The sequence below is a fragment of the Saccharothrix tamanrassetensis genome (assembly GCF_014203665.1).
Lineage (GTDB): Bacteria > Actinomycetota > Actinomycetes > Mycobacteriales > Pseudonocardiaceae > Actinosynnema > Actinosynnema tamanrassetense.
Map to the genome: position 1 here is coordinate 598,771 of NZ_JACHJN010000001.1, position 20,447 is coordinate 619,217.

Here is a 20,447-nt window from a genome sequence, read left to right on the forward strand (position 1 = left end):
AGGAGAAAAACACCATGAGGACCCTGCGAACAACGGGGTTGGCCGTGCTCACGGCCTCCGCGCTCGCGTTGTCGATGACAACGGCGTCCGCGCACGACCCCGAGACACCCGAAGGACAGGCGGCGGCCCGCGCGTTCATGGCCGACCACCAGCCGGCCGAGCGCCACGCGGTGGTCGGCACCGCGGCCGGCGTGCCGTGTGCGGGCGGCAAGGCCGACATCTACCCCTGCAAGAACGTGGACCTGCTCAGCGTGCTGCCGCTGTCGGCCATGGGCGGCGGCAACGGCAACGACGTCTGGGGCTGGACCGACCCGTCCTCCGGCAAGGAGTACGCCATCGTCGGCCGCACCAACGGCACCGCGTTCGTCGACGTCAGCACGCCCACCTCGCCGAGGTACCTGGGCAACCTGCCGTCCAACGGCGGCAGCAGCAACTGGCGCGACATGAAGGTCTACAAGGACCACGCGTTCATCGTCGCCGACTTCATCACCGGGCACGGGATGCAGGTGTTCGACCTGACCCGGCTGCGCACGATCACCACGCCGCAGACGCTCACCGCCGACGTGCTGTACCGGGAGTTCGGGCCGGCGCACAACATCGCCATCAACGAGGAGACCGGTTTCGCCTACGCCATCGGCTCCAACACGTGCAGCGGCGGACCGCACATCGTCGACGTCCGGACGCCCAAGTCTCCCAAGAGGGCCGGCTGCGTGTCCCAGGACGGCTACACGCACGACACCCAGTGCGTCGTCTACCGCGGCCCCGATGCGGCATACAGCGGCAAGGAGATCTGCTTCAACTCCAACGAGGACACGCTGACCATCGTCGACGTGACCAACAAGGCCAACCCGGTGCAGATCTCGCGCAAGGGCTACTCCGGCTCGCAGTACTCGCACCAGGGGTGGCTGACCGAGGACCAGCGGTACTTCCTGCTGGACGACGAACTGGACGAGCAGAACGGCTCGGACAAGCGCACCAAGACCTACATCTGGGACCTCGCCCGCCTGTCCGCCCCGGTGCACACCGGCACCTACAACTCGCCCGCCACCGCGAGCGACCACAACCAGTACATCCGGGGCAGGTACTCGTACCAGGCCAACTACCAGGCCGGCCTGCGCATCCTGGACGTGGACAAGGTGTCCTCGGCGCAGCTGACCGAGGTCGGGTACTTCGACATCTACCCCGCCGGTGACGCGGCGCGCTTCAACGGGGCCTGGAGCAACTACCCGTACTTCGCCAGCGGCATCGTGCTGGTCAACGGCATCGAGCAGGGGCTGGTCGTGGTCAAGCCCAACCTCGGCGGCAGCCAACCCGGTGGGAAGTTCGAGAACGCCGCGGACGTCGCCATCCCGGACGGCGGTTCCGCGGTGACCTCGTCGGTGACCGTGACGGGCGCGTCGGGCAACGCGCCGGCGACGCTGAAGGTGAACGTGGACATCAAGCACACCTACCGCGGCGACCTGGTGATCGAACTCGTCGCGCCGGGCGGTTCCGTGTTCCGGTTGCAGGGTTCCAGCGCGGATTCGGCCGACAACCTGCTCACCAGCTACACGGTGGACGCCTCGGCCTCGGCCGCCAACGGCGAGTGGAAGCTGAAGGTGCAGGACGTCTCCGACAACGACACCGGCTACATCGACGCCTGGAGCCTCCAGTTCTGAGGTGAGACCCGTGCGTGACGGGCGACCCTGTCGCCCGCCCGTCACGCACCAGCTCCCCAGCCGGCACCGCGACGTGAGGAGTGACGATGCGCAATCTGCGGTTCACCGACTGGGTGTTCGTCGTGGCGGCCGTCGCGATGGTGGTGGTGGCGGCGCTGACGTTGTTCCGCCCGACGCCCGGCCCGGCGCACTCGGCGCACCAGCGTGCGGCACCCGCGGACCTGTTGCCCGCCGCGCACAGCGACGGCCTGTCGGAGACGGAGGGCGGGTACCGGTTCGAGCGGGTCACCACGCCGGACACCCGCGGGCCCGCCGTGCCGGTCGCGTTCCGGATCATCGGCGAGCGCAGACCACCTTCCTGGACAACCAGACCAAACAGCTGCACTTCTTCGCCGTCCGCGACGACCTGCACGTCTTCCAGCACGTCCACCCGACGCTCGTCGGCGACACCTGGCACACCACGCTCGCGTTGACCGACGGCGGCGCCTACCGGATGTTCGCCGAGTTCGTGCCACGCGACACCAAGGACGCCCGGCACCCGGTGGTGCTCGGCGTCCCGTTCAGCGTGCCGGGCGACACCACACTGCTGCCGGTCCCCGCACCCGGCGCCGAAGCGGTGACCGACACCGGGTTCACGGTGGTGCGCACCGATGAGCCGACCCGGCCCGCGCCGATGCGGCCACAGGCGCTGAGGTTCGCCGTCCGCGCCCCCGACGGCACCCCGGTGCGCACGCTCGACCCGCACCTGGGCGCCTACGGGCACATGACCGGGTTCCACACGATGCTGCTGTCCGCCACGCACCTGCACCCGCTGGAACCACTGGGCGCCCCGTTGATCGACGGCGAGCTGACCTTCCAGGCGGTGTTCGCCGACCGCGGCGAGTACCGCCTGTTCCTGGAGTTCTCGCACGGCGGGAAGGTGCACACCGCCGCCGTCACGGTCGCCGTGGCCTGATCGGCCCGGTCCGCCTGCACGTCATCCGTCGGCGCGGTGCCATCGGGGAGACACTGTGCTCACCAACGAAGATTATCCACGGCCCCTGGTTGACAGAACCTGCACTGCGAACTATAAGTAAGTTACTTCGATCAGGTACCTAGTGACGACTCCCTGGGAGTGATCGACGTGGACGGCGAGATGACGCGCGCCCGGCCGGGGCTGGTGGAGTTCGCCGAGGTGGTCTACCGCGACCACCGGTGGCTGAACGCCGAGTTCGACGCGATCGTGGCCGCCAACTTCGGCGCCACCGCTCGGCCGTGGACGCCCGTTCGCCGCCGGAACCAGCCCCTGCGTGAAGGCGGGTACAACGCCGGTCGGCGGGATGCGCTCCTGCCCGCGCCCGTGGCGGTCGCCGGGTACGGGTGGATCGCCCGCCTGGTCGGCGCTCGGCAGCGTTCCCCTCCGCGGCGGACCGGCGGCCGCCCTGTGCCGAACGAGTGTCAGGAGTGTTGATGACAGGGAGGTGAGCACAGGCGACGCGCGGCTCGACCGCCGCAGCGGCACCCGGTGGTTGTCGCCGCACCAGTTCGCCGGTTCCACGGCGAAGGACACCGGCCCGGCGTCTCGTGACGCGATCCGGCGACAACCCCGCGGCACGACGGCAGGCCACGCCCGCGCGTACCGCAGTCGCCCTTCTGACCCAGCGATCCGAACCGCCCGCCCCGGTCCGCTCCGGGGCGGGCGCCCGGACGCGCTGGTTCGACGTAGCTGCACCGGTTGGAGCGAGATGGTTGCTGGAAGGAGACCGTGGAGATGTTGATGCGCACCGATCCGTTCCGTGAGTTCGACCGGCTGACCCAGCAGTTCTTCGGTGGCAACGGAACCCTCACACGCCCCGCGGTGATGCCGATGGACGCCTACCGCTCGGGCGAGCAGTTCGTGGTGGAGTTCGACCTGCCCGGGGTCGACCCGGCGTCGATCGACCTGAACGTCGAGCAGAACGTGCTGACCGTCAAGGCGGAGCGGTCCGTCACCGACGGCGACCGGACCGAGTTCCAGGTGGCCGAGCGGCCGCGCGGGACGTTCAGCCGGCAGTTGTTCCTCGGCGAGGCGCTGGACACCGACCACATCCAGGCGGGCTACCAGGCCGGCGTGCTGACCCTGCGCATCCCCGTCGCCGAGAGGGCGAAGCCGCGCAAGATCGAGATCAGCGCCGGCGACGGCGCCAGGCAGATGATCAACGCCTGATCCGGCGTCGCGTGCCGCCCCGGGGTGTCGCTCCTCCGGGGCGGCACGGACCGCTTCGGGCGACGCGCGGAGGATCGTCGACAGCCGGGAGGTGACCACCCGCGATGCCGCGCTCCGCAGAGCCTCCAGACCCCTACCGCACGCTCGGCGTCCCGCGCGGCGCCCCACCCGAACAGGTCACGGCGACCTACCGCGCGCTCGTCCTGGCCCTGCACCCGGACACCCGGCGCGAGCCCGCCGACCCGACGCGCCTGGCCGAGGTCCTGGCCGCCTACGCGCTCCTGCGCGACCCACAGCGCCGCAACGCCTACGACCGCGAACACCCCGAACCGCGCGAGCACTCCGAACCGCCGCCACCCGGCCGGGTAGCTGTTCCGGTGCGCGTCCACCACGGCCGGCAGGCCGCCCGGCAGCCCGACATCCGGGTCGGCCCCGTCCGTCACCACCCGCACTGACACCGCGCCGACCGGTTTCACGGCACCAGCGGCACCGACCGGGACGGTCCCCTACCGGCGAGCCGGCACTCGGGACGGATCACCTGCCTGAGCGTGGACCGCGTCGCGGTGTCCTGCGACGACACTTCCCGCGCCGACGTCTCCCGCAACGGCACTTCCTGCGCCAACAGGTCTTGTGGCGACAGGTCCTCCGGCGACACTGCCTCCGGTGACGCCTCCTCCGGCAAGGGGTCGAGGAGCGGCTCCACCTCGGCGAGCAGGTGCTGAGCGGTGCGCAGGTCCTCGGCGAGCCGATCACGGTGTCCGCGCAGCACGTCGACCTCCCGCCGCGCTTCGGCGACGATCCGCTGCGCGTGCTCCTCGGCCTCGCGGACCAGCCGGTCGGCGCGGGCCTTGGCGGCGCGGTCCTGCTCGGCCAGCGCGTGCAAGGCCTCGGCGCGGCGGGCGGCCATGGCCAGTTGGAAGTCGGTCTCCACCTGCTCCCGCAGCCGTGCGGCCTGCTCGTCGAGTTCGCGGCGCCGCCGCACGGCCTGCCGGGCCATCGTCGTCACCTGCTCCCGCGCCCGGCTCATGAGGTCGGCGTGTTCGGTCTCCATCTCCCGGCGTCGCCGGTCCAGCTCGGTGACCAACTGCTCCGCCCGGCCGCGCAGCCGGGCGGCGGCCCGGTCGGCGGTGGCCCAGCTCTGCTCGGCCGCGGCCCGCGCCCGCGCGGTGACGTCCGAGGCTTCCTCCTCGGCCAGTTCGACCATGCGCCGCAGCCGCCCGGTCAGCGCGTCGGGCTCGACCGGCGTCCGGCAGATCCGGTCGAGGCGCCCGCGCAGCTCCGCGATCTCGGTCCGGGCGGTTTCCAGCTGCCGGGCGAGGTCGTCGGCACGGGCGACGGCGGCGTCCCGGTCGACAGCGGTCAGCCGCAACTCGGCTTCCGCGCTGTGCACGTAATGCCGGACCTGATGGCGGTCATAGCCGCGCCACACCAGGTCGAAGTCGGTCCGCAGCGGCACCAGGTCTCCACGGGTGTCCGCAGCCGTCACCATTCCTCACCGTCCTTTCGCCCTGATATCGACAAACGCCCGCGCGGTCTCGCGCGATCACCTCTTATGACGAACCTGCGTCGCGCTGTGTTCCCGCTCTTGAGCCCCGTCGACTCACCGCCGTACACGGTCACCGGATCACCCATTGGTGTCGAGCTCGGTAACGCGCGGGCAGCGGGCACCTCTCGCCCGCGCGCAGTGGAGTTGCGGTAGTCGGGGTGCGAGGTACGTTCACCGACAAGCGCACCTGCTACGGAAGGGAAAGCGCCGGACGGGTGATTTCCCGGCCTGTTCGTCCCGTTCCGGATCCACCACCTCGCCGGTCCGGACAACGCGTACTCGGCGGAAGCCGAACGGCACACCGGAGGGCACGGTTTCGATGTACTACAGCAACGGGAACTACGAAGCGTTCGCCCGTCCGCGCAAACCCGAAGGGGTGGACGAGAAGACCGCGTTGTTCGTGGGCGCGGGGCTCGCCTCGCTGTCGGGCGCGGCGTTCCTCATCCGCGACGGGCAGATGCCCGGGAACCGGATCACCGTGCTGGAGCGGCTGGACCTCCCCGGTGGCGCGCTCGACGGGATCAAGGAACCGAAGAAGGGCTTCGTCATCCGCGGCGGACGCGAGATGGAGAACCACTTCGAGTGCCTGTGGGACCTGTTCCGCTCCATCCCGTCGTTGGAGGTCGGGGGTGCGAGCGTGCTGGACGAGTTCTACTGGCTCAACAAGGAGGACCCGAACCGCTCGCTCCAGCGCGCCACCGTCGACCGCGGCCAGGACGCGCACACCGACGGCCTGTTCACGCTCAGCGAGAAGGCGCAGAAGGACATCATCAAGGTCTTCCTGGCCACCCGCGAGGAGATGGAGGGCAAGCGCATCGACGAGGTGTTCGGCGAGGACTTCCTCAAGAGCAACTTCTGGCTGTACTGGCGGACCATGTTCGCCTTCGAGGAGTGGCACAGCGCGCTGGAGATGAAGCTGTACCTGCACCGCTTCATCCACCACATCGGCGGGCTGCCCGACTTCTCGGCGCTGAAGTTCACCAAGTACAACCAGTACGAGTCGCTGGTGCTCCCCCTGTACAAGTGGCTGCTGGACCAGGGCGTGGTGTTCCGGTTCAGCACCGAGGTGACGGACGTCGACTTCGACATCACCCCGGAGCGCAAGCAGGCCACCCGCGTCCACTGGGTGCGGGACGGCGCGGAGGGCGGGGTGGACCTCGGCCCGGACGACCTGCTGTTCATGACCATCGGGTCGCTCACCGAGAACTCCCGCAACGGCGACCACCACACGCCCGCCCGGCTCGACGAGGGCCCGGCGCCCGCGTGGGACCTGTGGCGGCGGCTCGCGGCCAAGGACCCCTCGTTCGGGCGCCCGGACGTGTTCGGCTCGCACATCCCGCAGACCAAGTGGGAGTCGGCCACCGTCACCACCCTCGACCGGCGCATCCCCGAGTACATCCAGAAGATCTGCAAGCGCGACCCGTTCAGCGGTCGGGTGGTCACCGGCGGCATCGTCACGGCCAAGGACTCCAACTGGCTGATGAGCTGGACGGTCAACCGGCAGCCGCACTTCAAGCAGCAGAAGCCGAACGAGGTCGTGGTGTGGCTCTACTCGCTGTTCGTGGACAGGCCGGGCGACTTCGTCCCGAAGCCGATGCAGGACTGCACGGGCGAGGAGATCACCCGGGAGTGGCTCTACCACCTCGGCGTGCCGGTGGAGGACATCCCCGAACTGGCCGCGACCGGGGCCAAGTGCGTGCCGGTGATGATGCCGTACATCACGTCGTTCTTCATGCCCCGCCACGCCGGCGACCGACCGGACGTGGTGCCGGAGGGCTCGGTGAACTTCGCGTTCATCGGCCAGTTCGCCGAGACCAGCCGCGACTGCATCTTCACCACCGAGTACTCGGTGCGGACCCCGATGGAGGCCGTCTACACGCTGCTGGACGTGGACCGCGGCGTGCCGGAGGTGTTCGGCTCGACCTACGACGTCCGCGCGCTGCTCGCGGCCACCAGCCGGCTGCGCGACGGGAAGGAGCTGCACGTGCCCGGGCCCGCCCTGCTCCGGAAGTGGCTGCTCGGCAAGCTCGACGCCACCGAGGTGGGCGAGCTGCTGACCGAGTTCGGGTTGGTCCCGGACAAGCCGTAGACCGGGGGGCGGGCACGTCCGCGACGTGCCCACCCCGTGAGCGCGAGCTGCCGACGGATACCCGGCGCTGTCACGCCGGGACCGTCGTTCAACGCGGGTGCTTGATGCTCTCGATGATGCGGGCGAAGCCCTCCTTCCCGTGGCCGGCGTCGATCTGGCGTTGGATGAGGTTCTGCACCATGTCGATGGCCTCGGTGCTGATGCCCTGGGCGACGCTGGCGTCGATCATGTTGCCCAGGTTGGAGAACTCCAGGCTCTGCTGCCCCGCGACGGTGTAGTCGCCACCGTCGATGACCGCGGCGTACCCGGCGAACCCGCCGGTCATGGCGGTCAGCCAGGACCCGGCCCGCCGGGCGAAGTCGCCGGCCGTCACCCCGGCACCCGCGACCATGGCCGCGCCGTGCGCGAACCCGGCGAACATGATGTACATGGCGGCGAGCAGGGCCAGGTCGTACAGCGACGCCAGGCCCGCGTCCTCGCCGAAGTAGACGCTCTCGCCCCAGAGGTCGAGCAGCGGCCGGTACTGCTCGAACGCGGCCTCCGACCCGCTGTAGAAGATGGACGAGCCGGGCGAGCCGATCATCTCCGGGACGGCCATGATGCCGCCGTCGAGGTACACCACGCCGTGACCGGCCGCCCAGGCGGCGATCTCCACGGCCTGCTCGGGCGAGGTGGTGGTCACGTTGACCAGGGTCCGACCGGCGAGCCGGTCGGCCACCGGGTCCAGGACCTCGTGCACCGAGGCCGCGTCGAACAGGCACGCGATCACCACGTCGCCGGCCGTCAGCGCCTCACCCACCGTGTCCGCGGCGGTCGCGCCCAAAGCGACGAGTGCGTCGGCCTTGCCCGCCGACCGGTTCCAGACCGTGGTGGTGTGCCCGGCTTCGACCAGGGCGGTCGCGAGGGCGGCGCCCATCGCGCCCAACCCGAGAACGCTCACCCGGACACCGTTGCTGGCACTCATGTCGTGACTCCTCCGTGTTCGTCGAGTGCCTTGATCATCGCCCGTGCCGGTAAAGTCGACCAGTACCGACTAATTAGTCCGGTACCCACCTTTTGGTAAGCATGGCCGAGGAGAGCAGATGGCGACGAAGGCGCGGCGCGGTCCCTACTTCTGCGGCATCGACGCCGCGATGGACGTGGTCTCCGGCAAGTGGAAGTCGCTGATCCTGTGGGAGCTGAACGACCACGGCGTCCGCCGGTTCGCCGAACTCCGCCGCGGCCTGCCCGGCGTGAGCGAGAAGATGCTGACCCAGCAGCTGCGGGAGATGGAGGAGGACGGGCTCGTGCACCGCGAGGTGTACCGGGAGGTGCCGCCGAGGGTGGAGTACTCGCTGACCGAGCACGGCACGTCGCTCAACCAGGCGCTGGCCTCGCTGGGCGACTGGGGCGTCGAGCGCATCCGGCGCATCGGCGCGGAGAAGGTGACCGTCAGCGCGTCCTGAGCGCGCCCATCGGCGTGGCGTGCCTGGTCACTTCCGCACGGTCCGGGAACCAGGACGGGGACCGGGCTCGCGGTGGGTGGTCGGTCCGGTCGCGGCCGGGTCCGGTGCCGCCGGTTGGGTGCCGCGGCGAAAACATGAGACCCTGTTACCACACGGCCCGCATCCGGGTTGTTCGCCCACGGTTTCGCAGAATCCGGCTCGCGGTCGTCGACCCGGGCCCGGCAGTGGACGCCTCTTCGTCAGGTCCGCTCCATCGTTCCCGGTGCCCACCGCACTGCACGGTCCACGCTGCGCCTCGTCCTCACCACCCGAGCGACGAGCGCGGCCGACTCGACTCACCTCACGGGGGATCCCCATTAGCGTTTCCACCCTGTCGTCGCCATCCGTCGGTGCCCCTCGTGCGCTCGCCGACGTCTACGGCCCCGGCGTCGCCGTCTCCGCGCGGCCGGCGCTGGAGGCCACCGTGCCGCTGAGCAGGCACCGCACCACCCGCGACTCGCTCTCCGCCAGGCCGATCGCGGTCGCCGGGGACACGACGCTGATCTGCAGCGCGGGCGGCACGGACCCGGTGTTGCTGGCGCAGTTGCGCGCCGGCGGCCTGCCGGTCGGCACCGACCTGCGCGAGTTCCGCAGCGAGGACGAGTTCGCGGTCCGCGTGAACGAGGCGATGGGCGACGGCCTGCTGATCGCCATGGAGTACCCGCAGCCGACCGCGCTGTGCCCGGACGAACGCGCGGTCAAGACCGCGCAACTCGTCGGCTACCTGAACAACAAGGCGAGCATCAGCACGTTCGTCGACCCGCGCTTCCAGGCGCGGCGCAGCGTCGTGCCGCGCGGTGAGTTGGCCGAGGCGACCCCCGAGGAGAAGTCCTGGGTGCTCAAGGCCGCCACCAACGACGCGCACGGCGGCAGCCTGGACGTGTACCTGCACCGGGCCGGCGAGCAGATCGCCCTGCCCGCGTTCACCGACCTGCTCGGCGAGTTCGTGGTCGAGGAGTACCTGCACATCCTGCGCAACTGGGGCATCCAGCTCTACGTCGGCGCGGACGCGGTGGCGCGGCTGCTCGCCGTCACCGAGCAGCGGGTCGACGAGACCGGCGTCTACGTCGGCGGGCGGTTCGGCGGCGTCACGCCGCTGCCCGCCGAGCTGCTCGCCGAGTGCCTGGCGATCACCCAGCGCGCGGCCGACGTCGGGTACCGGGGCCTGTGCAGCCTGGACTGCGCCCAGACCCGGGACGACCAACTGGTGATGCTCGACCTGAACTTCCGGATCACCAGCGGGTCGATCCCGTTGCTGGCGCTGGAGTCGGTCCGGCCGGACGCGCTCGAAGGACACGCCGAGTCGGTGAAGCTGACGGTCGCCGCCCCGATGGCCGACCTGCTGGCCGGACTGCGCCCGGCGCTGGCGGCCGGCGGCCTGCTGGTCACCTCCGGCCACGACACCACCCGCACCGACAACGACGTCCGGCAGAGCACACTGCAACTGCTGGTCTACGGCGACGACCCGGACGACGTGACGACTCGTCGAAGCGCACTGGAGGCGTTGATCACCCGCTGACCGGCGGCCGACCTGCGTGTCCACCTCGTCCACGACTCTGCGTCCAAGCTTCTGAGATGGTCTACGGCAGCTTGACGGCAGAAGAGGGACCACGGACAACGGGCTCCAGAAGACCTACGAAGCTCGAAGCACCTACGAAGCTCGGAGCGACTTCGAGGCTCGGAGCGACTTCGAGGCTCGGAGCGACTGCCGGGCTCGGAAGCGTCGCGCAGGTGCAGGCTGCAAGAGCGCGCGGCTTGGCACGCTGGGGGGGTGCGTTGCAGGCGGCGTGCCCCGCTGAGACCGGTCCCCCGGCAGCTCTTGGGGCCGGAGCAATGTGGTCCCGTTGCTCAGTGTTCCCGGCTTGAGTCCAGACCTGCGTGCTTCTGGAGTGCTTTGAGTCCGTGGTCGCCCTTCTGCCGTCAAGCTGCGTAAAAACATTTGAGAGCTTGGGGTTCGTTCGAGTCGTTGCGCTGATCACCTTCAGGCGAGGCGCGGGAAGGTTCTGCGGAGTTCGGCGAACAGTTCGTGCTGGCGGCCGTAGCCCATGGTGGCGGCGGCGGTGTGGACGACGTCCACTGCGGCTTCCAGTGGATCCTCGTGGACGACGGAGAACAGCACCGGGAATGCCATGGCCTGCTGGAGGAAGTTGTCCGTGCGGCCGTCCGGGGTGGTGATCAGGGTCTGGGGCACGCTCGGGTCGGAGAACAGGCGGTCCCAGGGGGTCCGGTCGTCGTCGAACGGCCGGTCGCCTCGGTCCATCGCGTCCAGTGCGGCTGCGATCCACGGTACGTCGCCGAGTCGGGCTTCGGCGCAGGCTCGTCGTGCGGCCCACCGGGCGATGTCGCGCTGCGTCCGGTCCGGGACCGCCGCGAGTGCGTTCACCAGCGGACGGTCGAACCTCGCGAGTTGCAGCGCGGGCCCGCGCAGTCGTCGCAGCCGCTCGTCGGGCAGGTTGCCGCCCCACGCCTCCAGCTCGGCCGCCAGGCTCGCGGCCTCGGCTGCCCGCTTCCGCTCTGCCTCGGCGATCCTCAGCGCCTCCGCCTTCTCCTCCGGCGTGGGCGGTGGTGGCTGCTTGCGTGCGAACTCGTGCCAGTAGGCGGCGCTCCGGCTGGTCTGCCGCACGATCTCGTCCTCGGCAGGTGGCGCGGGCCAGAACTGGAGCAGGTAGCGCTCCAGTGCCGGATCCTCGTCCAGACCTTGCTGTTCGCGGTCCATCCCGAGCCCGGAGTACCGGACCCGGTAGTCGAGTTCGACCAACTCCAGCGGCTCCGACCACTCCCCCGCCCAGCCGACCAGCGCCGAGTCGCCTACGGGGCGGAACGACACCTCGACGACGTCCTCCCACTCCGCGCCGATCTCCGGAGCGGTGTCGTGCACCTCCACCGTGAACCCGACCTCCCCGGTGTGGGTGCCGGTCATCAGGAACAGCGTGCCGGGCACCGCCCCACCGCACAGCCCGTTGCGCTGCCCGCCGAAACAGGCGCCCATCTCGCCCGACTCGACGTCGCTCTCCACGGACAACTGTCCGTAGTGCACCCAAGCCTCGCCCTGGAACACGACTCGCACGACCGCCCCCTTCGTCGCACCCCAGGCTATCCACTCCCGGCCGCGGCCTCGTCGGGTGACCACGGTCCGGTGATCGGGCCGGGGTGGACGGACGGTTCCCGGACGAGCGGAGTGGTCGGGTTCGTGTTGTGGTGCAGGCGGAAGACGTCGAAGCGGTTGTAGTGGCCGATGATGTCGTGCATCTGCTTCGGCTGGATGCACCGGGCCAGGTCGATCTCCGCGTAGACGATGCCGTCGGCGTCGATCAGCGGTTCGGTGACGGGATTGCCGTCCGGGCCGAAGATCCCGGACAACGCGCTGTGCGGGCGGCGCATCCGTTCGGCGATCTCGGCGTCGTCACCGGCCGCGACCTCGATCATCTCCTCGGTGATGGTGGAACAGGCGACGACGGAGAACAGCTTGCCCTCGAACGCGTGCGCGGCGGTGCGGATCGCGATGGCCTGCGCCATGTCGTAGTCGGCGGGTGCGACGGGCAGGGAGATGTAGTTGGCGGCGTGCACCAGTTCCCCCTGCGCCAGCAGGGCGAACCGGGCCAGGGTGTTCGTGTTCTCGCCGCACGCGAGGACGCCGAGCGGGCCGATCGGCGTCTGGTGCACGACGACAGTGCTGCCGTCGCCGGGCGTCCAGGTGAGCTTCTCCGCCCACGTCGGCACGAGCTTGCGGTGCAGCCCGAGCACCGCGCCGTCCGGCCCGATGGTGAGGACGCTGTTGTACAGCACGCCGAGGCTGTGCCGCCCGCGTTCGTTGACACCGATGACGACGGTCGTCCCGGTGGCCGCCGCCGCCGCGCGCAACGTGTCGACGTGCGGCCCCGGCACGTCGACGGAGGCGCGGTACAGGCGTTCGTACAGGGGTGAGGCGGCGACGGGGTTCATCGTCCAGTTCCAGTACGGGTACCCGGCGACGAAGACCTCGGGGAACACCACGAGTTCCGCACCCTGCCCGGCTGCCTCGTGGATGATCGACGCGGCCTTGGCGACCGTCGCGGCGGGGTCCAGGTAGACCGGGGAGGCCTGGACGGCGGCGGCGGTGAAGCGGGGGAAGATTTCCACTGGTTCTCCTACCGTCCCGGACGCCAACGTTGGTGCACTGCTTCGGTTTCGGCGGGTCGGAGCGCGAGCACCGGCCGGGCGCGGCCTCCGGACGGCGGCTTCGCGCTGCCGGCGGCGTGCATCGACGGCCAGTGCGCGCCCGGCCCGGTGTAGCCGAGGTCCGCCGCCGCGTGCAGCGTCCAGGCCGGGTCGTACAGGTGGGCTCGACCGACCGCGATCAGGTCCGCACGACCCGCGAGCAGGATGGAGTTCGCGTCGTCGTAGGTGGAGATGCCGCCGACCGCGATCGTGGGAACGCCGGTCGCGGCACGGATGCGGTCGGCGAACGGCGTCTGGTAGCTGCGTCCGTAGGCGGGTCGCTCGTGCGGCACGACCTCACCGCTGGACACGTCGATCGCGTCCACGCCGCGTTCCGCGAAGGCGGCGGCGATGTGCACGGCGTCGTCGACCGTGGTGCCGCCGGGTGCCCAGTCCACGGCGGAGATCCTGGCCAGCAGCGGCTTGTGCGCCGGCCACGCCGCGCGAACGGCGTCCACCACCGCGAGCGGGAACCGCAAGCGGCCGTCGAGCCCCGCGCCGTAGCGATCGACGCGCTGGTTGGTGAGCGGTGAGATGAAGGTGGACAGCAGGAAACCGTGGCCCGCCTGGAGTTCGAGGACGTCGAAGCCGGCGGCGTCGGCCCGGACCGCCGCGGCGGCGAAGTCCTCGGCGATCGAGTGCAGCTCGGCGGCACCGAGTCCGGAGGGGGTGGCGTTGCTCCGGCAGCCCTTCCGGCCTGAGTGGCTGAGCTGCACGCCGATCGCGGCCCCGCTGTGCTCGTGCACGGCGTCGGTGATGCGCCGCCACGCCTCGGCCTGCTCGTCGTCGTAGAGGCCCGCGCAGCCGGCCGTCACCCGGCCGTCGGCGCTGACCGCTGTCATCCCGGTGAGCACCAGACCCGCACCGCCCAGCGCTTTTCCGGCCAGGTGCAGGAGTTCGGCGTCGCCGGGCACGCCGTTCTCCGCGCGGTCGATCGCGATCGGTGCGGCGACGGCCCGGTTGCGGAGTGTCAGCCCGCGCAGGGTGTAGGGCTGGAACAGCGGCGGTGTGGGGTGCTCGCCGGAGAACCAGCGGTCCAGTGCGGCGATGTACTCCGGATCGCGCAGCCGCAGGTTGTCGTAGGTGACGCGCCGGCTGCGGGTCAGCAGGTTGAACGCGAACTGCTCCGGCTGCTGGCCGATGGCGTGCTCGATGGTCTCGAACCACTCCAGGCTGGCCTGCGCGGCCCGTTGGGTGGACTCCACGACCGGCCTGCGCGCTGCCTCGTAGTGGTCCAGCGCGGCGTCGAGGTCCTGCGGGCTCTGGATGGCGGCGGCCAGGGCGAGCGCGTCCTCCATGGCCAGCTTGGTGCCGGAGCCGATGGAGAAGTGCGCGGTGTGCGCGGCGTCGCCGAGCAGCACGAGGTTGCCGTGCCGCCAGGTCGCGTTGCGGACCGTGGTGAACCGGACCCACTTGGAGTTGTTGGTCAGCAACGAACTCCCGTCGAGGAAGTCGCCGAGCAGGTCGGCGCACCACGCCACGCTCTCCTCGTCGCTCTGCCCCGGCGGTAGGTCACGCGCGGCCCGGTTCGCGAAACCCGCCGCACGCCAGGTGTTCTCCGGCAGCTCCACGATGAACGTGCTGCGCTCGCCGCTGAACGGGTACGCGTGCACCTGGACCGGGCCGAACTTCGTCTCCCGCACGATGAACGTGAACGCTTCGAGCGCCCGGTCCGTGGCCAGCCACATGTAGCGGCAGTTGCGCTCGTCCAACGACGGCCGGAACACGTCGGCGTACTTGGCGCGGGTCGCCGAGTTCACCCCGTCCGCCGCCACCACCAGGTCGTAGTCCCGGCCGAGCTCGTCGGGCGAGGGCGCGAGGGCGGAGAACCCGAGGTCCACGCCCAGTTCCCGGCAACGGCGTTGGAGGATTTCGAGCAGCCGCTTGCGCTCGATCGCCGCGAACCCGTGCCCGCCGGAGGTCTGCACGGTGCCCCGGTAGTGGATGTCGATGTCGCTCCACCGCGCGAACTCCGCCTCCAGGGCGGCGGCGATCACCGGGTCCGCGCCGGCGATGCCGTCCAGCGTCTCGTCGGAGAACACCACGCCGAATCCGAACGTGTCGTCGGCGGCGTTGCGCTCCCAGACGGTGATCTCCCGCCGGGGGTCGAGCCGCTTGGCCAGCGCCGCGAAGTACAGCCCACCGGGTCCGCCGCCGACGACCGCGATCCTCATCGGCCGCCCACTTCCGCCGGGCCGCCCGCCGAACTCGCGCCGCCCGGCGAACTCGTGCCGTCCACTGCGGTTGTGCCGCCGACCGGACTCGTGCCGCCCACCGCAGTCGCGCCACCCGCCGGACCGGTGCCGTCCGGTGCCGAGCCGCCCAGTTCCGCACGGACGTCGTCGGGCCACGGCGTGGCGCCGGGCGCGCCCGGTGCCACGTGCGCGACGACCATGCTGCCTTCGGCGGCGACGCCCGACTCGCCGTGCACGGTGAACTCGTACCGCAGCGAGGTCCGCCCCAGCCCGGCGATGCGCAACCGGGTCCGCACCGGCTCGCCGAACCACAGCCGGGACCGGTAGTCCACCTCGTGCCGCACCCTCGGCGTGCGCCCGAACAGGCGGGCGAGCCCGTGGCGGCGCAGCAGTTCCGCTTCCGCCTGCTCCACCCACCGCAGGATCGCGGAGTGGTGCTGGTGGCCCGCCGCGTCGGTGTCGTGCCACTCGACCCGGCGTTCGATCGTCACTTCGAGGCCCTGCGTGGAATCCGCCATCACTGCTCCTCCAGGACTCTTGACACCTCGAACCGTATTGCGCCATGGTGACGCCCGTCAAGACAACGAGATACCGTACGGAGTGGCGAGGAGCTGCCGTGACGACGTACAGCGATGACGTGCTCGGCCGGGCCCGCGTGACCGACAACGCGGACCTGCACGCCTACTACGACAAGTTGGCCCGGCTCGACGCCGGCGCGCTGTGGACGATCGCGAACAAGATCGAGCCGTGGTTCCCGCAACCGGAGTCGGTACCGGTCAAGTGGAGCTACCAGGAGCTGCGACCGCTGGTGCTGGAGGCGCTGCGGCTGGTCAGCGGCGACGACGCGGGCCGTCGGGTGGTCGCGCTCTACAACCCCAGGCGGCGGGACATCGCGGCCACCGTCGGCCTGCTCTACAGCGGGCTCCAGATCATGGGGCCGGGCGAGTCGATGACCGCGCACCGGCACCAGGCCGCCGCCCTGCGGTTCGTCCTGGAGGGCACCGGGGCGTGGACGATCGTGGACGGCCAGAAGCTCAAGGTGGGGCCGCGAGACTTCGCCATCACCCCCAACTGGACGTGGCACGAGCACGGCAACGAGGGCGACGACGGGCCGGTGATCTGGCAGGACGGCCTGGACATCCCGCTGGTCAACGCGTTTGATGCGGGGTTCTACGAGGTCCACCCCGACGTGTACCAGAAGCAGGAGGGCATCACGAACTCCTCGCTGCACGTCTACGGCGCGGGGCAGCTGCGGCCGTTCGGCGACACGTGGCACAAGAACCACTCGCCGCTGCTCGCCTACCCGTGGGAGCCGACCTACGAGGCGTTGCTCAACGCCGCCGAGGCGACCGACGGCTCTCCGTACGACGGCATCATCATGGAGTACAGCAACCCGTTGACCGGCGGTTCGGTGATGCCGACGATGAGCGCCCACATGCAGCTGCTGCGTCCGGGTGAGTCGACGCTGGCGCACCGGCAGGTCGGCTCCAAGATCTACACGGCGGCCAAGGGCAGCGGCACCTCGGTGGTGGCCGGCCAGCGCATCGACTGGACCGAGGGCGACATCTTCTGCGTCCCGTCCTGGGCGTGGCACGAGCACGCGAACGCGAGCCGTTCCGACGACGCGTGCCTGTTCTCGTTCAACGACTTCCCGGTGATGCGCGCCCTCGGCTTCTTCCGGGAGGAGGCCTACCCGGACAACGACGGCCACCAGCCGGTCGGCTGAGCCCCCACCTCAGAACGGAAACCCCATGCTGCTGGTCACCTTCTCCACCGACGGCCCTCCCCGCCTCGGCGTGCAACGGGAATCCGACATCGTCGACGTCGCCGCCCTGTCCCCCGACGCCCCCACCTCGCTGTGGGACGTCGTTCGCGGGGACGCCGCGGACGCGGTCACGGCGTTGCTGTCCGGGCCGATCCCGGAATCCGCGCTCCACCCGATCGACGCCGTCCGCCTGCACGCGCCGCTGCGACCGGGGAAGATCGTCGGCGTCGGGCTCAACTACACCGAGCACGTCACGGAATCCGCGCGAGCCCTGGACACCGCGCAGGAACTCCCCCAGAAGCCGGTGCTGTTCTGCAAGCCCTCCACCGCGGTCATCGGCCCCGGCGAGGCGATCGAGCACAACGCGGCGCTGACGTCGCAGCTCGACTGGGAGTGCGAGCTGGCCGTGGTGATCGGCCGCACGGCGAAGCGGGTGACGCCCGAACGAGCCTTGGACCACGTGTTCGGCTACAGCATCGTCAACGACATCAGCGCCCGTGACCAGCGTCGGGCGGGGTTGTGGTTCTACTCCAAGGGACAGGACACGTTCGCGCCGTTCGGCCCGGCGATCCGCACCGCCGACGAGATCCCCGACCCGCACGCGCTGGACCTGTCCCTGCGGGTGAACGGCGAGGTGCGGCAGAAGTCCAGCACCCGGTACATGCTGTTCCGGATCCCCGAGCTGATCGCCGACATCAGTGCCGGCATCACGCTGGAACCCGGTGACGTGATCGCCACCGGCACGCCGTCCGGTGTCGGCGCGGGCATGTCGCCGCAGCAGTGGCTGTGGCCGGGTGACGTGGTGGAGGCGACCGTGCAGCACATCGGCACGCTGCGCAACCCGGTGGTGGACGTCCGGTGAACCGCCCCTACCGGATCGGCCAGATCGTGCCCAGCTCCAACGTGACCATGGAGACCGAGGTCCCGGCGATCTTCCGGGCCCGGGAAACCGTTGCGCCCGAACGGTTCACGTTCCACTCCAGCCGGATGCGGATGAAGCGCGTGCGGGCGGAGGAACTCGCCGCCATGGACGCCGACTCCGGCCGGTGCGCCGCGGAGCTGTCCGACGCACGGGTCGACGTGCTCGGCTACGCCTGCCTGGTGGCCATCATGAGCCTCGGCGAGGGCTACCACCGCTTCTCCGAGCGGAAGCTCGCCAAGGTCGCCGAGGAGAACGGCGCGCCCGCGCCGGTGGTCACCAGCGCCGGGGCCCTGGTCAACGCCTTGCACATCCTGGGTGCCCGCACGATCACCGTGGTCTGCCCCTACGTGAAGCCGTTGACCGAGACCGTGGTCGGCTACCTCCGCGACGAGGGCATCGGCGTCACCGACTACACCGCCTTGGAGATCCCCGACAACCTCGACGTGGCGGCGCACGACCCCGAGGCGCTCATCCCGATCGCCGCCGCGCTGGACCACCGGGACGCGGACGCCATCGTGCTCTCGGCGTGCGTCCAGATGCCGTCGCTCGACTCGATCGAGATCGTGGAGGACGAGTTGGGCAAACCCGTGCTGTCCGCGTCGATCGCCACCGCGCACCAGCTGATGCGGGCGCTCGACCTGCCCGCCGTCGCACCCGGAGCCGGCACGCTCCTGGCAGGCGGCTACGCGGAGACCCCGTTCCCCGCCTGATCGCCCGCCCCGGGACTGTTCCGCGTCCGACACTCCGGGAAGGAGTGCTGCCGATGCCCCTGTCACGATCCGCCCACGTCGACACGTTCTGCCGAGACCACCTCCCGCCGCCGGAGCAGCAGCCCGAGTTCCTGTTCGAGCTGCCCGAGCTGCGCTACCCGGAACGCCTGAACTGCGCCGAACGGTTGCTGGAGGACGCGATCCGCCGGTTCGGCCCGGACCGGCCGTGCCTGCGCACCGCCACCGAGACCTGGAGCTACGGCGAGCTGGCCCGGCGCAGCAACCGGATCGCCCGCGTGCTCACCGAGGACTTCGGGGTGCGCCCCGGCAACCGGGTCATGCTGCGCGGCCCCAACAACCCGTGGACGGTGGCCGCCTGGATGGCCGTCGTCAAGGCCGGCGGTGTCGCGGTGACGGTCATGCCGTTGTTGCGCGCCAGGGAGATCGCCGAGCTCGTGGAGATCACCAGACCGAGCCTGATCATCACCGACCACCGGTTCGCGGAGGACGTTCCCACCGGCGGACCTCCGACGCTCGAATACGGCTCCGACGCGTCGACGGACCTGCTCGCGCGGTGCGAGTCCAAAGAGGACAGCTTCGACTGCGTGGACACGGCTGCCGACGACGTCGTGCTGCTCGCGCCGACGTCGGGCACCACCGGCAGACCCAAGGCCACCATGCACTACCACCGCGACGTGCTGGCGTGCGCCGACACGTTCGCCAGGCACGTGCTGAAACCCGAACCCGACGACGTGTTCACCGGGACGCCGCCGATCGGGTTCACCTTCGGCCTGGGCGGTCTCGTGGTGTTCCCGCTGCACTTCGGGGCGTCGACCCTGCTGCTCGAACGCGCCACCCCCGACGAACTCGCCCAGGCGATCGCCGACCACGGCGTGACCGTGCTGTTCACCGCACCCACCGCGTACAAGGCGATGCTCGCCGCGGGGAAGGCCGATGCGCTGGCCGGGCTCCGGCGCTGCGTGTCCGCCGGCGAGCACCTGCCCGCGTCGACGTGGGAGCACTTCCACCAGGCGACCGGGCTGCGCATCATCAACGGCATCGGCGGCACGGAGTTGTTGCACATCTTCATCTCCGCCGCCGACGACGACATCCGGCCCGGCGCGACCGGCAGGGCGGTGCCGGGCTTCCGCGCCGCCGTCCTGGACGACGACGGCAGTCCCGTGCCGGACGGTGTGCCGGGCAGGCTGGCGGTGAAGGGGCCGACCGGCTGCCGGTACCTGGCCGACGAACGCCAGCGCCACTACGTGCGGCACGGCTGGAACGTCACCGGGGACACGTACGTCCGGGACGCTGACGGCTACTTCTGGTTCCAGGCCCGGGACGACGACATGATCATCTCGTCCGGCTACAACATCGCGGGCCCCGAGGTGGAAGCCGCCCTGCTCGACCACGCCGACGTCGCCGAGACGGCGGTGGTCGGCGCGCCGGACCCGGAGCGGGGTGCGGTCGTGTGCGCGTTCGTCGTGCTGCGGCCCGGCGTGCCCGGGGATCCGGCCAAGGCCGCCGAACTCCAGGCGTTCGTGAAGAGCGTGATCGCGCCTTACAAGTACCCCCGGCGGATCGAGTTCGTGTCGGAGCTGCCGAAGACGCCGAGCGGCAAGATCCAGCGGTACCGGCTTCGGGAGCTGGTGGGAGAGCAGGAAATGCGGTCCGGCGACGCACTGATACCGTGACG

General features: G+C 70.6%; 19 protein-coding genes. 13 read left to right on the top strand and 6 right to left on the bottom strand.

Annotated elements, in window-relative coordinates; translation table 11 throughout:
- Window positions 1-14 precede the first annotated feature (14 nt).
- The 6 genes from FHS29_RS02375 (at window position 15) to FHS29_RS02395 (ending at window position 4,298) form a co-directional block, all read left to right on the top strand.
- Window positions 15-1,658 (top strand): choice-of-anchor B family protein, encoded by a 1,644-nt coding sequence (locus FHS29_RS02375; protein WP_184687727.1) that lies wholly within the window; start codon window positions 15-17, stop codon window positions 1,656-1,658.
- Between the two features lie 86 nt (window positions 1,659-1,744).
- Entirely contained in the window at window positions 1,745-2,131 is a 387-nt protein-coding gene (locus FHS29_RS36540) for a hypothetical protein (protein WP_246439776.1), read from the top strand.
- The gene (locus FHS29_RS36545; RefSeq protein WP_246439778.1) at window positions 2,128-2,613 is read left to right on the top strand and encodes a DUF8832 domain-containing protein; all 486 of its coding nucleotides are present in this window, start codon (window positions 2,128-2,130) and stop codon (window positions 2,611-2,613) included. Before FHS29_RS36540 ends, FHS29_RS36545 begins: the two co-directional genes overlap by 4 nt.
- A gap of 159 nt (window positions 2,614-2,772) precedes the next feature.
- Complete coding sequence (locus tag FHS29_RS02385) at window positions 2,773-3,108, top strand: hypothetical protein (protein WP_184687729.1); 336 nt, start codon at window positions 2,773-2,775, stop codon at window positions 3,106-3,108.
- 300 nt (window positions 3,109-3,408) lie between these two features.
- On the top strand, window positions 3,409-3,843 hold the full coding sequence (locus FHS29_RS02390) for an Hsp20/alpha crystallin family protein (protein WP_184688597.1): 435 nt from the start codon (window positions 3,409-3,411) through the stop codon (window positions 3,841-3,843).
- A 104-nt stretch (window positions 3,844-3,947) separates the two neighbouring features.
- Window positions 3,948-4,298 carry a J domain-containing protein gene (locus FHS29_RS02395; protein ID WP_184687730.1) on the top strand — a complete coding sequence of 117 codons (351 nt, stop codon included), beginning with the start codon at window positions 3,948-3,950 and terminating at the stop codon, window positions 4,296-4,298.
- Between the two features lie 17 nt (window positions 4,299-4,315).
- Here the strand turns inward: FHS29_RS02395 and FHS29_RS02400 are convergent, their stop codons facing one another.
- Entirely contained in the window at window positions 4,316-5,329 is a 1,014-nt protein-coding gene (locus FHS29_RS02400) for a coiled-coil domain-containing protein (protein WP_184687732.1), read from the bottom strand.
- 379 nt (window positions 5,330-5,708) lie between these two features.
- Here FHS29_RS02400 and FHS29_RS02405 point away from each other — a divergent pair, with 379 nt between their 5' ends.
- The gene (locus tag FHS29_RS02405; protein WP_184687734.1) at window positions 5,709-7,478 is read left to right on the top strand and encodes an oleate hydratase; all 1,770 of its coding nucleotides are present in this window, start codon (window positions 5,709-5,711) and stop codon (window positions 7,476-7,478) included.
- 88 nt (window positions 7,479-7,566) lie between these two features.
- Here the strand turns inward: FHS29_RS02405 and FHS29_RS02410 are convergent, their stop codons facing one another.
- Window positions 7,567-8,442: an NAD(P)-dependent oxidoreductase gene (locus FHS29_RS02410; protein ID WP_184687736.1), complete on the bottom strand. Its 876-nt coding sequence runs from the start codon at window positions 8,440-8,442 to the stop codon at window positions 7,567-7,569.
- 118 nt (window positions 8,443-8,560) lie between these two features.
- Here FHS29_RS02410 and FHS29_RS02415 point away from each other — a divergent pair, with 118 nt between their 5' ends.
- Both FHS29_RS02415 and FHS29_RS02420 read left to right on the top strand, forming a co-directional pair.
- Window positions 8,561-8,923: a winged helix-turn-helix transcriptional regulator gene (locus FHS29_RS02415; protein WP_184687738.1), complete on the top strand. Its 363-nt coding sequence runs from the start codon at window positions 8,561-8,563 to the stop codon at window positions 8,921-8,923.
- Window positions 8,924-9,185: 262 nt separating this feature from the next.
- A complete protein-coding gene (locus tag FHS29_RS02420; protein WP_512700863.1) occupies window positions 9,186-10,481 on the top strand; it encodes an ATP-grasp domain-containing protein in 1,296 nt (431 codons plus the stop codon).
- Window positions 10,482-10,943: 462 nt separating this feature from the next.
- Here the strand turns inward: FHS29_RS02420 and FHS29_RS02425 are convergent, their stop codons facing one another.
- From FHS29_RS02425 to FHS29_RS02440, 4 genes are read right to left on the bottom strand one after another with little or no spacing between them, the layout of a single operon-like run.
- The gene (locus FHS29_RS02425) at window positions 10,944-12,029 is read right to left on the bottom strand and encodes a hypothetical protein (RefSeq protein ID WP_184687742.1); all 1,086 of its coding nucleotides are present in this window, start codon (window positions 12,027-12,029) and stop codon (window positions 10,944-10,946) included.
- A gap of 26 nt (window positions 12,030-12,055) precedes the next feature.
- Complete coding sequence (locus tag FHS29_RS02430; protein WP_184687743.1) at window positions 12,056-13,081, bottom strand: carbon-nitrogen hydrolase family protein; 1,026 nt, start codon at window positions 13,079-13,081, stop codon at window positions 12,056-12,058.
- 8 nt (window positions 13,082-13,089) lie between these two features.
- A complete protein-coding gene (locus FHS29_RS02435) occupies window positions 13,090-15,333 on the bottom strand; it encodes an oxidoreductase (protein ID WP_184687745.1) in 2,244 nt (747 codons plus the stop codon).
- Window positions 15,330-15,872 (bottom strand): acyl-CoA thioesterase, encoded by a 543-nt coding sequence (locus tag FHS29_RS02440; RefSeq protein WP_184687746.1) that lies wholly within the window; start codon window positions 15,870-15,872, stop codon window positions 15,330-15,332. Before FHS29_RS02440 ends, FHS29_RS02435 begins: the two co-directional genes overlap by 4 nt.
- A 98-nt stretch (window positions 15,873-15,970) precedes the next feature.
- Between FHS29_RS02440 and FHS29_RS02445 the strand changes: the two genes are divergently transcribed.
- Genes FHS29_RS02445 through FHS29_RS02460 form a run of 4 tightly spaced genes read left to right on the top strand, consistent with a single transcriptional unit; the run spans window position 15,971 to window position 20,445 of the window.
- On the top strand, window positions 15,971-17,080 hold the full coding sequence (locus FHS29_RS02445; protein WP_184687748.1) for a cupin domain-containing protein: 1,110 nt from the start codon (window positions 15,971-15,973) through the stop codon (window positions 17,078-17,080).
- A gap of 25 nt (window positions 17,081-17,105) precedes the next feature.
- Window positions 17,106-17,981, top strand: a complete 876-nt coding sequence (locus FHS29_RS02450) for a fumarylacetoacetate hydrolase family protein (protein ID WP_184687749.1) — start codon at window positions 17,106-17,108, stop codon at window positions 17,979-17,981.
- Window positions 17,982-18,028: 47 nt separating this feature from the next.
- Window positions 18,029-18,751 (top strand): maleate cis-trans isomerase family protein, encoded by a 723-nt coding sequence (locus FHS29_RS02455; RefSeq protein ID WP_184688599.1) that lies wholly within the window; start codon window positions 18,029-18,031, stop codon window positions 18,749-18,751.
- Window positions 18,752-18,804: 53 nt separating this feature from the next.
- The gene (locus FHS29_RS02460) at window positions 18,805-20,445 is read left to right on the top strand and encodes an AMP-binding protein (RefSeq protein WP_184687751.1); all 1,641 of its coding nucleotides are present in this window, start codon (window positions 18,805-18,807) and stop codon (window positions 20,443-20,445) included.
- The last annotated feature ends 2 nt before the right edge of the window (window positions 20,446-20,447 follow it).